Source organism: Methylocaldum sp. RMAD-M, from assembly GCF_017832375.1.
In the GTDB taxonomy this organism is placed as follows: domain Bacteria; phylum Pseudomonadota; class Gammaproteobacteria; order Methylococcales; family Methylococcaceae; genus Methylocaldum.
On sequence record NZ_JAFIBZ010000043.1, the window covers coordinates 1 to 13,057 of the forward strand.

11 protein-coding genes are annotated in these 13,057 nt (G+C 54.4%); 6 read left to right on the forward strand and 5 right to left on the reverse strand.

Annotation, left to right across the window (positions count from 1 at the left end; genetic code table 11):
- The first annotated feature begins 592 nt into the window (after positions 1-592).
- The 4 genes from JOD69_RS22840 (at position 593) to JOD69_RS22855 (ending at position 4,098) form a co-directional block, all read left to right on the forward strand.
- Positions 593-2,113, forward strand: coding sequence for a porin (locus JOD69_RS22840; protein WP_210024322.1), 1,521 nt, complete (start codon positions 593-595; stop codon positions 2,111-2,113).
- A gap of 211 nt (positions 2,114-2,324) precedes the next feature.
- Positions 2,325-3,278, forward strand: coding sequence for a DnaJ C-terminal domain-containing protein (locus JOD69_RS22845; protein WP_086133219.1), 954 nt, complete (start codon positions 2,325-2,327; stop codon positions 3,276-3,278).
- 41 nt (positions 3,279-3,319) lie between these two features.
- The gene (locus JOD69_RS22850) at positions 3,320-3,583 is read left to right on the forward strand and encodes a chaperone modulator CbpM (RefSeq protein WP_240506788.1); all 264 of its coding nucleotides are present in this window, start codon (positions 3,320-3,322) and stop codon (positions 3,581-3,583) included.
- Between the two features lie 20 nt (positions 3,584-3,603).
- The gene (locus JOD69_RS22855) at positions 3,604-4,098 is read left to right on the forward strand and encodes an Hsp20/alpha crystallin family protein (protein WP_086133217.1); all 495 of its coding nucleotides are present in this window, start codon (positions 3,604-3,606) and stop codon (positions 4,096-4,098) included.
- A 44-nt stretch (positions 4,099-4,142) separates the two neighbouring features.
- Here the strand turns inward: JOD69_RS22855 and JOD69_RS22860 are convergent, their stop codons facing one another.
- From JOD69_RS22860 to JOD69_RS22880, 5 genes are all read right to left on the reverse strand, one after another.
- Positions 4,143-5,063, reverse strand: a complete 921-nt coding sequence (locus JOD69_RS22860) for a TIGR01777 family oxidoreductase (protein WP_086133216.1) — start codon at positions 5,061-5,063, stop codon at positions 4,143-4,145.
- Between the two features lie 1,035 nt (positions 5,064-6,098).
- Positions 6,099-6,971, reverse strand: a complete 873-nt coding sequence (gene ttcA, locus JOD69_RS22865) for a tRNA 2-thiocytidine(32) synthetase TtcA (RefSeq protein ID WP_348529980.1) — start codon at positions 6,969-6,971, stop codon at positions 6,099-6,101.
- Positions 6,964-8,181, reverse strand: a complete 1,218-nt coding sequence (gene fabB, locus JOD69_RS22870) for a beta-ketoacyl-ACP synthase I (RefSeq protein WP_077728143.1) — start codon at positions 8,179-8,181, stop codon at positions 6,964-6,966. Before fabB ends, ttcA begins: the two co-directional genes overlap by 8 nt.
- Before the next feature lie 15 nt (positions 8,182-8,196).
- Entirely contained in the window at positions 8,197-8,736 is a 540-nt protein-coding gene (fabA, locus tag JOD69_RS22875) for a 3-hydroxyacyl-[acyl-carrier-protein] dehydratase FabA (protein WP_077728144.1), read from the reverse strand.
- Between the two features lie 209 nt (positions 8,737-8,945).
- Positions 8,946-9,359 (reverse strand): hypothetical protein, encoded by a 414-nt coding sequence (locus tag JOD69_RS22880; RefSeq protein ID WP_210024323.1) that lies wholly within the window; start codon positions 9,357-9,359, stop codon positions 8,946-8,948.
- Here JOD69_RS22880 and JOD69_RS22885 point away from each other — a divergent pair.
- On the forward strand, positions 9,358-11,208 hold the full coding sequence (locus JOD69_RS22885) for an integrase (RefSeq protein WP_210024324.1): 1,851 nt from the start codon (positions 9,358-9,360) through the stop codon (positions 11,206-11,208). The two genes, JOD69_RS22880 and JOD69_RS22885, sit on opposite strands and share 2 nt — an antisense overlap.
- A gap of 10 nt (positions 11,209-11,218) precedes the next feature.
- Entirely contained in the window at positions 11,219-13,057 is a 1,839-nt protein-coding gene (locus JOD69_RS22890) for an ABC transporter ATP-binding protein (RefSeq protein WP_086133214.1), read from the forward strand.

The window sequence follows — 13,057 nt, forward strand, 5'->3', positions numbered from 1 at the left end:
TCCCTCCCCGCCACCCGCGGCACTCAAAACCGCCAGCACCGGAAGAGCTGCACATTATTCCCTAACCCACCCCCCCCTGTCAACTGCTCGGGTTTTAAAAGTCAACTTACCACCCAAACCCAAACCAATCCTGCGGCGAGTTAATCGACCGCATATCTATCACGAGCTTGACGCATTAGCTCAATGATCTGATTGCCATTAAATTTTAGAACGCAGCAACAGCAATCTCGCCTCCCCTTAGGAACCTCAGTCTTTAAGACGGTCTATTACTGGCCCTCGTTCGCAAGGGCATAACCATTAACTGGCCTATTCTGGTCGTCCCTCGATCGCGGGATATCGATGCCTGACGGCTATACGTTCGACGAGGCGAACGCGGTTCGTCATTGTCATACGTTCGTAATATTTCGGTAACGAAATAGTCATAGTCTCCCCTTAATCTTTTGTTGCTTTGGCGCGATCGATTGTTGAGATGTAACCAACAGCCCAAAAAATGGGCATATGCCAAAAAGTTGCGTCGGCTCTAGAGGCGCAATTCTTCGAGCACAGTTTTACGATTGGGGGAACAATGAGATTTAAACACTTAGCCTGTGCGATGTCCGTTGCATTTACCGGAGTCGGCGCGAATAACGCGTATGCACTCGACCTTTATATGGACAGCAAGACCAAGCAAATTTACGCAGAACCCGGTCCGGGGCGCGTACGACTCGGCAACTTTGAAAGAGTCGACGAAGAAGCGACCGAAGAACCCAAAACGCCTAAGAAAACCGCAAATTCCAAGGGGGACGGCGACCAGATTAGAGCCGTAGAGGCACGCCTTAATAAAAAAATCGATGCTTTAGCCAATAAGCCCAAAGCTCCGGATGACGCCAAGGTCACTCTTGGCGCAAAGGGACTTCAGTTTCAATCGAACGACGGAAACTTCAAATTCGCCATCAACGGGCGCCTCCATGCGGACGCCGCCATCCAGTCCGGCGACAAGTTTGTAACTTATAACGACAACGATCCTAGTAACGGAAGCTTCGATCCTGCCGACGAAGAAGCGACAAAGAGAGATCTCGACTCCGGCACCGAACTCCGCCGTGTCCGTATCGAGGTCGCCGGCCAGTTCTTCAACGACTGGAAATTCAAGCTGCAACCGGACTATGCCGACGAGCAAGTCAGACTCAAGGACGCGTTCGTAAAATACACCGGTTTCGACTGGGGCGAATGGACCATCGGCCAAAGCAAGCAACCGTACAGCTTTCAGCAGATGATGAGTTCCAACGACATGCCGTTTATGGAACGTTCGTTGGAGTATGCTTTCACCGATGTTTCTGTGAACCGTGCGATTGGCCTCCGCTATGATCATTACGGTCGCACATGGACCGCCGCAGCTGGCATTTATGGCGATACGGCAACACGGCAAGCTGACAGCGCGGCGGACGACGAAGGCTGGGGCGCGTCGGGGCGCGCTACTTGGGCTCCCTGGTTTAAACCGGGCGAGCTGTTCCATGTCGGCGCTTCTGCCGCTTACCGAGTACCGCAGCAGGGCGACAAAACCGTTCGGTATCGCAATCGCCCCACTCACATCGATCACTTCTATCCGATCGATACCGGGAATATCGGAAATATCGACGATGAGGTGTTTTTCAACGCCGAGGCAACGGGCGCCTACGGCCCCGTTTCGTTCGAAAGCGAATATAACGTGGCCTATTTGCAACGGAACGGGGATGGAACCGAAGACGCCAAGTTCGACGGTTGGCACTTCGACGTGATGTATAGCCTGACCGGCGAATCGCGGGCCGCCGCCTACGATCCGAAAGATGCCGTCATTAAGCGTTTAACGCCCAATCGAAACTTTGACTTGGCCGGCGGCTGGGGCGCCTGGGAACTCAAAGGCCGCATTTCGCAAGTCAACATGAACAAGATCGGTACGCCCGGCGAACGTGGCGGACGCGAGACAGCGGCGACCCTCGGTGTCAACTGGTATCTGAATCCGTGGTTCCGGTTGATGCTGGACTACACCCATGTGATCGATATAGATCTCGGCACCGCCGGGACAAGTCGAGCACTTCTCGAAGGGGATCCGTCAGATCTCGACACGGTTCAGATGCGTGGCTCTCTGGCCTTCTAAACGAGCCATTTAGCCCATCTGTCAAACCGAGAACCCCGCGAAAGCGGGGTTCGTCTTTGATACGCCGCAGATACCTGCTCCAAAGCATGCCACCTGACCGGCGCAGCTGTGCTTGCTTGCTTTACATTGTTATGATTTCTAAGGCTTTTCAATGTCATAACTTACCCCGCAGCGGTAGCCTTATCCAAAATCTAACAGGGAACACTGTTTCATGGAATTCAAGGATTATTACAAGATCATGGGTGTATCCAGAGACGCCTCGCAAGAGGATATAAAGCGAGCCTATCGTAAGCTCGCCCGCAAATATCATCCGGACGTCAGCAAGGAACGTAATGCCGAGGAGCGCTTCAAGGAACTTGGCGAGGCTTATGAAGTTTTGAAAGACCCGGAAAAGCGCGCGGCTTACGATCAAATCGCGGCCGGTCGCCAGCACGGCGAACGTTTTACGCCTCCACCCGACTGGGCATTTGACTTCGACTTTGGTGGTGGCGGTTTTACGGGGAGCGACGCAAGCGGATTTAGCGATTTTTTCGACAGCCTATTCGGCCGAGCTACGCGAGGCGGGCGGCGAGAACCCCGTAGCGGCTGGACCGGACCTCTATCTGGCCAGGATCAATATGCCAACATTTACATCAGCCTCGACGAGGCATTCTCGGGAGGGACTCAAACGGTTACTCTTGCGAGCCCGGAAATCGATGCAAAAGGCAGGGTTGTTAACAAGACCCGCACCTTAAACGTCAAGATACCGAAAGGCGTCAAAGAAGGACAACGCATTCGCCTGTCCGGGCAGGGCGGATCGGGCCGGTTGGGCGGCACGGCGGGTGATCTTTACCTGGAAATACGATTTAAGCCTCATCCATTCTTTCGCGCCGAAGGCGCGGATATTTCGCTGGAGTTGCCAGTAACGCCCTGGGAGGCCGCTCTCGGACTGACGGTCCCCACACCGACGTTAGGCGGCAAAGTCGAACTCAAGCTCCCTCCTAACTCTCAAAGTGGGCAGAGGCTGCGCTTAAAAGGCCGCGGGCTGCCCTGCACTCCACCAGGAGATCAAATTGTAACTCTGCGCATCGTGATTCCGGAGGCCACAACCGCGGAGGCCAAGTCTCTCTATAGAAAGATGGCCGAGGTCATGCCGATGAATCCACGAGCGCATATGGGAGCGTGAACATGACGAATCGGACCGCTACCTCCTCGTCCGGCATTGTATTGGACGAAACGATTAAACTATCTCTGGTAGATGTATGCGAGGCATGCAGAGTCGACGCGGAATCCATTTTTGAAATGGTTAACGAAGGAATTGTCGATCCAGAAGGCTCGGAGCCGATGAATTGGCAATTCAACACCGCCGCGTTACGGCGCTTGCAAACGGCGCTACATCTGCAACGCGATCTCGGGGTTAACCTGCCCGGCGCGGCACTGGCCTTGGATTTACTCGAAGAACTCGAGGCTTTACGCCGGCGCACGCTGTAAATGACATCTTGGGGCCTTCTATGACCACGCTGAACCACATACACCACGGTCTACACCATACTTTGCATTCGCTTGCCGAAGGCTGGTCTGCCTTGAAACAACGAGCGTCCCATGCACTCACGCGCTTTACACTTCGCGAGCCTCCTCACGAAGGGGGAAAATTGACGCAGGGAGCGTCGCGATGGGGTTTATTGCCAGCGGAAGTGCGGGAGGAGAATGATCGGATTACGATCGATATAGAAATCCCGGGAATGGAGGCCGACGATTTCGAAATACAAATCCTCGAAGATCAGCTAATCGTCCGGGGCGAAAAGCGAAATGCGCACGAGGGAAGCATTGGCGAACGTTATTTTCTGTTGGAACGAGCCTATGGTTTTTTTGAGCGGGTCATACATCTGCCTGCCGAGATTGACCAGGACAACATAAAGGCGCGTTACCGGCGCGGAGTTTTATCGATTTCGTTGCCCAAATCCAGCCATAACCGTTCGCAACGGATAACGGTGACTACAGCATGAAAAGCATACCAATCAGTTTCGCACTACTACCGGTGTGCAAAAATTCAGGGAACATGAGGTTTGTTTGACGCAAGCGTATCCTGCAACGCCAGTTCTAAGGTGTTATACAAAAACTTAAAGTCCTGGCCCTGAAAACGCTTGGGAATCACCCGCTGACTCCCCAGCATCAACTCCGCCATTTCGCCGGCACCCAGCCTGAGAAGCCATGCAGGAACGGTTAGTAACGCGGGCCGTCTCAAGACGTTTGCCAAACATTGCGTAAACTCATCATTGCGCACCGGCTCAGGTGCCGTTAGGTTGAACGCTCCGTCGAGAGTCGGCGACTCCAATAAATACTGAGTCATCGCAACGTGATCGTTTATGTGAACCCAAGACATCCATTGCTTACCATCGCCAAGCCGCGCACCTAACCCAAGCTTGAACGGAAGCAGCATTTTTTGCAGAAACCCGCCATTCTTGCCGATGACCAATCCGGTCCGAAGCAGGCATACCCGAACGCCGTATTCCCTTGCACTTAATGCGACACGCTCCCATGCCTCGCATAGTTCTTGGCCGAACTCGCCCCGTACCGGAGGCGAATTTTCATCAAGGATTTCGTTCCCCTGATCACCGTAGACTCCAACCGCTGATCCGCTGATAAGCACCGTCGGCTTGGAATTGGCATTACGGATCGCGTCGATGAGATGCTCGGTCAGGGTGACTCGACTATTCCATAGAATTTGTTTTCGTTGCTCACTCCAACGGGGGCCGATAATGGGTTCTCCCGCTAAATTGATCACAGCGTCGAAATGTTGATCCGACGTCCATTCGGCTAAACTTTTCAGCGCGACCACTCCGATCCCGCACTTTCCGGGCACTGTCTCAGGCTTTCGACTAAGCACGGTCAACTGATGACCTGCGCCAAGCAGTGCTTTACATAAGCTCCTGCCGATAAACCCGGTTCCGCCAGTGATGAATATTCGCATATTTCCTCCCCCTCCCTTGGCGAGGATGTAAACAACCCCTTATTTCCTATCAACGAACTGCTTTCCCAGAGGGCGCGAGCTTCGCACCCGAAAAACAGCTCTCGTAGAAAAAGAGGGCAAGCAATTATAACGGGTGGTGGATTTGGGGCACCAGAATCGATTGGTTTCGGGAATGGCTAGGCTATTTGCCCAGCTAGACGAGCGGTGGAGGAGAAGTCTTACGAGGAAGTGGCAAGGATAGGATTGTTAACTAAGATTAAAAACTTATAAGGTAACGCCTATGCTTGCCACATTTGGTGGCCTATTTCTTGTCGTCGTCGCTGAAAACCCAACGGACGAAGAAGACGGCAGCAGCTATAACTACGATAGTGACCACCATACCCATCGGGGTTCTCATTTTTTCAACTAAATCTAGTATGGCTCCCATTTCTTAACCTACCTTATTTGGTTTTATCGAAAATCTTAATAGCAGAACAATGCTATCGCGCCGGTTATCTTACCGTCTGAGCTAGCGCTGTCAAGTCGCTGGACGTCTGTCACGAGCGGCCCAACGGATCGATCCGTTAATCGTAGCAACAAAAACGGTACGTAAACCAGCCGCGCCTTTATGATTCAGTGACACAAAAAAACCTGGATGAAGAAACCTTCATCCAGGTTAATATCGGTGCCTTTAAAGGCTAAAAGCTAATTATTAAAAGCTACTGCCGCTTCGTACAAAGGGCAGAAAGACTTATCAAAAAAAATTAAAGGCTCGGGGATACGGTGGTCGAGATCTTCTGTTTGTCACCGTCAGGAGAGTTACCGCAAGCAATCACTCCCAGAGCTACCATGACCAAGCTGATAACGCATGCCAATTTTTTCATAAGATCCTCCTCAATTTCCAAAGCTTTAAGATTTTTTAGTTGGTAGTGCATGTAGCACGGAATCTTTTATAAAGAAGATTTCCCGAAAATGCAAGGGGCAGAAAGGGCGGAACGTTTGAACCCACGCACCCGCCTAGCACGGGCAGAAAACACGAGGTACCGATTGGATCATTCAGAGAAAAAGCACTTCCAGCCCGGCGGAGACGGAAGCATCCTGATTACCAGTCACATCGCCTCGTACCTGATCGAGCCCGATGAAATCGAACAAATTGCGATCCGCAAGCTGAGATAGCGCTATATTCTGCAGCGCTGTAAAAATAGTTTCCAAGCGCCCTGGGAACTGCTTTTCCCATGACTGCAGCATTTCCTTCATCGCCTTACGCTGCAAATTTTCCTGCGAGCCGCAGAGGTTACACGGGATAATCGGAAACGCTTTGATGCGCGCGTATTCTTCAATATCCTTTTCCCGGCAGTACGCAAGTGGCCGAATAACGATATGGCGCCGATCATCGCTCAACAGTTTGGGCGGCATTGCCTTAAGGGTGCCGCCGTAAAACAGGTTGAGAAAGAAGGTTTCAAGGATATCGTCGCGATGGTGACCCAACGCGATCTTGGTAATGCCGTGCTCAGCGGCATATCGGTAAAGCAACCCGCGTCGTAATCTGGAACACAAACCGCATGTCGTCTTGCCCTCCGGTACTACCCGCTTGACGATGCTGTAGGTATCCTGCTCAATGATATGGTAAGGAATCCCGCGACCGGCGAGATACTCCGGCAGCACGTGCTCGGGAAATCCCGGCTGCTTCTGATCCAGATTAACAGCAATGATGTCGAACTGAACCGGGGCATTCAGCCGAAGACTGAGCAGGACATCCAGAAGCGTGTAGGAATCCTTTCCTCCCGAGAGGCAAACCATCACCTTGTCGCCGTCCTCGATCATTCGATAGTCGGCGATGGCCTCGCCGACTAAACGGCGCAATCTCTTTTGCAGCTTATTGAATTCGTAACGCTGCTTTTCGGTCAGAGCGCCTGCCGCCCTATCCACCATAACGCCCGAAGATCAAACTAGCATTAGTCCCGCCAAACCCGAAGCTGTTCGACATGACCGTGTCGATGCGGGCATCGTCGATCCGCTTCCGCACGATGGGAACGCCTTCCGCGCCCGGGTCCAGCGTTTCGATATTGGCCGAAGCGGAAATGAAACCGCCATTCATCATCAATAAGGAATAAATCGCTTCGTGCACGCCCGCAGCGCCCAAAGCATGGCCTGTCAACGACTTTGTCGAACTAATGGGCGGAACCTCATCGCCGAAAACGGATTTCACGGCCTGCAGCTCTTTAATATCGCCGATCGGCGTGCTCGTTCCATGCGCATTGATGTAATCGATCTTGTTGCGCACACTTTCCATGGCTTGCCTCATGCAACGCGCAGCCCCCTCGCCGGAAGGCTGCACCATGTCGAAACCGTCGGAGGTCGCGCCGTATCCGATAAGCTCGCCGTAAATCTTGGCTCCACGGGCCTTGGCATGCTCCAGCTCCTCAAGAACCAGTACCCCGCCGCCTCCCGAAATAACGAATCCGTCCCGGTCGGCATCATAGGGACGCGATGCAATCTCGGGCCTGTCGTTATATTGCGAAGACAACGCTCCCATCGCATCGAAGAGCACGGTCATCGTCCAATGCACTTCCTCGCCGCCGCCGGCGAAAATGATGTCCTGCTTGCCCAGATGAATAAGTTCCGCCGCGTTTCCTATGCAGTGGGCACTGGTCGCGCATGCGGAACTGATGGAGTAATTGACCCCCTTGATCTTGAACGGCGTCGCGAGGCAGGCGGAATTGGTATTGGACATGGTCCTGGGCACCATATAAGGCCCAACTTTCTTAACGCCCTTCTCACGATAGTTGTCGAACGCAAGCAAGAGATTCGCCGTGGAAGGACCGCCCGACCCCATGATCAAGCCGGTTCTAGAATGCGATATTTCGGATTCGTCCAAGCCCGAATCGGCGATTGCCTCCTGCATGGCGAGGTAATTGTACGCTGCGCCATCTCCCATGAATCTGCGAATCTTGCGATCTATAAGATCGTCCAAATTCAGATCGATCGGACCGTAGACCTGACTGCGGAATGCCATCTCCCGGTATTCTTCACTGGACCGAATACCCGAACGCCCCTGTCGCAGAGACTCGGTTACCTCCTGTTGATTGCTGCCTATGCTGGAAACGATACCGATGCCGGTTACAACAACGCGTCTCATATCTGTATAGCTCGCTCAGAACGCATCTGTAGAGGTAAACAGGCCGACCCGAAGATCGCTAGCCTCATAGATGACCTTGCCATCGCACTCCATTTCCGCGTCGGCAAACCCCATGACTAACTTACGCATCATCACCCGCTTGAGATGAATACGGTAAGTCACAAGCTTATGATGCGGCAGTACCTGGCCGCGAAACTTGACCTCTCCCACACCTAACGCGCGCCCGCGCCCTAACCCGCCCATCCAACCGAGGTAAAATCCGATCATCTGCCACATGGCGTCAAGGCCGAGACAGCCCGGCATCACAGGATCATTCTGAAAGTGGCAGGAAAAAAACCAAAGGTCCGGCGTTATATCCAACTCGGCGATGATCATACCTTTGTCGTAAAGCCCCTCATCGGAACTGATACGGGTGATGCGATCGAACATCAACATCGGAGGAAGCGGCAACTGGGCATTGCCGGGGCCGAACATTTCACCGCGTCCGCATTGAATCAATTCGTCCCGACTGTAACTGTGCTGTCTCTGTTGTAATCTAGATTCCTTAACAATCATAAAAGTGCCCGATATCGCTGTTGTTTTATGTTGCCCCTCGGCACCCACTGGTTACCGAGGGCGACCAGGCCGTACCAAAATTCCAAGCCGATTGCCAAACTTTATCGTGGGCGAAAATCCATTTATCGATGAGAACTTCCGGATAGCACCCTCGGAACGCACGAAAGTTTATTTCCCGTCAAGGCCTAGCAAAGAAAAGGCTTATTGTATCAGGAAAACATGAATTCCAGCAGCGTGCGGCAAAGTCGGTATTGAGACACCGTCATATTTCCCAACAAGAAATGAAATCTATCCACACGTCCGCCAACGCGGAATTCACAGCCGATGCTTTGGCCATCGGCCGTCATCTCGTCAAAGTTGGCCGACACAGAGAACACGGTTCGACATACCGGTCGGGTTATCATTCCCGGAAGCTGATCCAATCGGTGATGTGCTTTTATAGACCGGCCCGAGCCTACACGGGCTAGAATACCGAGCGTGTAAACGACAACGAGCAACCTTCGCGGGAAATCAGCCATGCAGGATCTACCGTCGATCGAAATTTTGCGCAGCTCACAGCCGCCAAGGGATTTCTTGGGGTATTCCGGCGCAGACCTGCCACCCGCAAGATCCCACCGTCTCATGGTGTTTACCTGTGCGTTCTTGCTCGCCTTCGTGACCGGCGCGACTTTTGTGTGGCTGCGCGAGCCGGTCTATGAGAGCACGGCCGCATTGCTTACGGTAGCGCCTACCGCCATAGACGAAGCAGACGCGAAAGCCAGCGTCCAGCACGTTACTGTACAAAGCGAGATCCTGCTCGGCGTCCCTTTGCTTGAAGCAACTTTGAGAAACTTAAGAGCCGCTGATGACGCACCCGAATTGTCCGACTTGACTGTCGGCGATCTTCAGGCCTTGCTCTCGGTCGATGTCATAACCGAGACCAACATCGTTAAGCTGCACGCCAAAGGATCGAACCCCAAGGTTCTGGCTTCGGTCATTAACGCTTGGATCGATGCCTATCAAGCGCGCCGTGAACGACAGACCCGCGAAACGAAAGACGGCACCGCCACGGCCTTGCAGCTCGAATTTCAACAGCTCGCCCAAAAAATCGAGGCAAAGCGCTGGGAACTGGATCAATTTCGCCGTAAACACGGCATCGTTTCGAAAAACGACGCTGATAACCGCGCCATGGCCCGGCTTTCCGGTCTCAACACCGCACTCAACAAAGCCACCGAGGACGAGGTCAAAGCGAAAGCCCAGCTCGACGCCATCAAAGAGGCCATCGCCCGAGGCGAGCCCGTGGTGCCGCCCAGCGATGAGCAAGGATTGGCGAATCTGGAAAAGAAAGCGCACGACCTGCGCCAGCAGCTCAAGGATTTGAAACGCCGATACACGTCTCAATACCTTTCGCTACAGCCTCAGTTCAAGCTTATTCCGGAACAGCTCAAACAAACCGAAGACGAGATCAAGAAAAAGCTCGAATACGGGAAACAGAACGCATTGAGCGAAGCACAACAGGCTTATGCGTCCGCTCAACAGACCGTCCGGGAAATACGCCGTCAAATCGAGGCGCATGAGCAGGAGGCGACCGAGTTCACAAGCCGTTTCGCCGAGCATGAGGCTATGCGCGCAAACCTCGAAAAGCTTGAAGAGGTTTACCGCGACGCCGAAATCCGGCTGGCACAGGTCGAAGCGAAACCTTACGAAAACCTCCCTCAACTCCAGGTCTTGGAACGGGGCTATGCCCCGGCTCGACCAATCTGGCCGAATTATTGGCGCGACAGCGGTATCGTCTTCGGCGGCAGCCTCGGCCTCGGCCTGATCACCGTGTGGCTTTACGAATACCTCACGCGCCGGGAAACCCCGCCGCCTGCGACAGTCTTACCCGATATCCACGTTTATTCGGTGCCGGAAAAAATTTTGCTTGAGCGTCGAATGACAACGCCGTCGGCCCTTCCCGCAGAACAATTTCCCGCTTTGGAAAGCCCGACGATACGAGAACTGACCGAGCCGGAGATCCGCGTATTACTGGAAGCGGCCAATCGCAGCACCAAATGGACGATAGGCCTGCTTCTATCCGGTCTGAGCCTTGAGGAAATCGCGGAACTGCGTGCCGAGCAGTTCGAACACGCCGGTGATACGCTGCGTATCGACGGCAAAAATCCTAGGGCTGTGCCCATCCCTCGGCGCCTTAAACTTTGGTTGGCCGAAAGCGAAGACTTTCCCAACTTGGAAACGGACGACCCGGCATCGTTGATCGCCTGCGCGGCCGTCGATTCCGGCCTTGCGCAGCCCGAAACGATCGATGCATCCGCCCTGCGCCACACTTATATTAGTTATTTGGTCCGCCAAGGCATTCGGCTGTCCGAACTGGAGCGTATCGTCGGCCCGCTGCCGGCGAAAACGCTCGCTGGCTACGGACGCTTTTCTCCACCCGGTCCTAGATTGCCTGCCGAAAGCGTGCCGCTGATTTATCCCGCTCTTAGGGTCTAACGACTTAGAAATGGTTTCCGATTCCAGTCCTCAGAATTCCCACCGCTTCACCTGGGCTTATATTCGATCCGTCGCATTGGAGCACAAGCGCGAATTGTTCACCGCTCACCTGATCGCCGTGTTCGCGGCCTTGAGCGCGGTCCCCGTGCCTTTACTCATGCCGCTGCTGGTGGACGAGGTCTTGTTGAACAAGCCCGGCATGGCCGTCGGCCTGCTCGACCGGCTTTTTCCCGCCGAATGGCATGGGCCGGCCCTGTATATTTCGGCCATACTGGGGCTTACTTTGCTCCTGCGCCTGATTGCGGCGATCTTCAACGTGTGGCAGACGCGGCAGTTCAGCTTTATTGCCAAAGACACCATCTATCGCATCCGCTGCCGGCTGATCGGCAAGCTGCAGCGCATCTCCATGGCGGAATACGAAAATCTCGGCAGCGGCTCCGTCGTGACCCATCTGGTCACCGACCTCGATACGCTCGATACGTTCATCGGCACAACCGTCGCGCGCTTCGTGGTGGCGTTACTGTCCTTGACCGGCACCGCCGTCATTCTACTGTGGATGCATTGGCAGCTTGCGCTGTTCATCCTGTTCCTGAATCCAATCGTGATTTTTTTCACCAAATCGCTGGGAAAACGGGTAAAAAATCTGAAGCGCGAAGAAAATTCCGCGATCGGCGCCTTTCAGCTCGCACTCACCGAAACCCTGGATGCCATCCATCAAATCCGGGCCAGCAATCGGGAGAAGCACTACATGGGGCGGCTGATGGAAGCGGCACGGACGGTTCGCGAGAATTCGGCCGCCTACGCCTGGAAAAGCGACGCCGCCAACCGGGTCAGTTTTCTGGTCTTCCTGTTCGGGTTCGACGTCTTCCGCGCCTTGGCTTTTTTTATGGTGATCTACTCCGACCTCACCGTCGGCGAGATGATGGCGGTCTCGGGCTACCTGTGGTTCATGATGACCCCGGTGCAGGAGATTCTGGGAATACAGTACGCCTGGTTCGGCGCGAAGGCGGCGCTGGAGCGGATCAACCAATTGAATGACCTGAAGCAGGAGCCGAAGTACCCGCATCTGATCGATCCCTTCGAAAAGGATAGGAGAGTGGGCATCTTCATCGACGATCTTCACTTCGCCTATCCGAACGGCAACGAGGTTTTGCGCGGCATCTCCATGGACATCCGCCCCGGCGAGAAAGTCGCGTTGATCGGTGCAAGCGGCGGCGGCAAATCGACCTTGGTGCAAGTATTGATCGGCCTTTATCCCCCGACTTCGGGCATGGTCTATTTCAACGGCGCGCCTATGGACAAAATCGGGATGGACGTGATACGGGAACATGTGGTCACGGTATTGCAGCACCCGGTGCTGTTCAACGACACCGTCCGAGCCAACCTGACCCTGGGCCGTCCGGCGCCCGACGAAGCACTCTGGCGCGCGCTCGAAATCGCCCAACTCAGGGACGTGGTGGAAGACAGCCGCGACCGGCTGGATACCGTCGTCGGCCGGCTGGGCATGCGGCTTTCCGGTGGTCAGCGCCAAAGGCTGGCGATCGCCCGCATGATCCTGGCCGATCCCAAGGTGGTGATCCTCGACGAAGCGACCTCGGCCATCGACAATGAAACGGAGACCCGCTTGTACGAAGGTCTGGACGAATTCCTCGCGGACCGCACGACGATCATCGTCGCCCACCGCTTGAGCGCGATCAAACACGCCGACCGCATTTACGTGTTCGAGGACGGGCGCATTTGCGAGCAGGGCGATCATGAAACCCTGGTTTCCGGCAAAGGTTTGTACGCGCGGCTCTATGGCCAGAAACCCGCGGTGCGGCGCGCACGGGATCTATCGTTCACCTCCTAA

Bases quoted from the DNA above. Each gene is read 5' to 3' on its own strand.
- JOD69_RS22890 (WP_086133214.1), top strand. From the start codon at position 11,219: ATGGTTTCCGATTCCAGTCCTCAGAATTCCCACCGCTTCACCTGGGCT.
- JOD69_RS22880 (WP_210024323.1), bottom strand. From the start codon at position 9,359: ATGAGACGGTGGGATCTTGCGGGTGGCAGGTCTGCGCCGGAATACCCC.
- fabA (WP_077728144.1), bottom strand. From the start codon at position 8,736: ATGATTGTTAAGGAATCTAGATTACAACAGAGACAGCACAGTTACAGT.
- JOD69_RS22885 (WP_210024324.1), top strand. From the start codon at position 9,358: ATGGTGTTTACCTGTGCGTTCTTGCTCGCCTTCGTGACCGGCGCGACT.
- fabB (WP_077728143.1), bottom strand. From the start codon at position 8,181: ATGAGACGCGTTGTTGTAACCGGCATCGGTATCGTTTCCAGCATAGGC.
- JOD69_RS22845 (WP_086133219.1), top strand. From the start codon at position 2,325: ATGGAATTCAAGGATTATTACAAGATCATGGGTGTATCCAGAGACGCC.
- JOD69_RS22840 (WP_210024322.1), top strand. From the start codon at position 593: ATGTCCGTTGCATTTACCGGAGTCGGCGCGAATAACGCGTATGCACTC.
- JOD69_RS22855 (WP_086133217.1), top strand. From the start codon at position 3,604: ATGACCACGCTGAACCACATACACCACGGTCTACACCATACTTTGCAT.
- JOD69_RS22860 (WP_086133216.1), bottom strand. From the start codon at position 5,063: ATGCGAATATTCATCACTGGCGGAACCGGGTTTATCGGCAGGAGCTTA.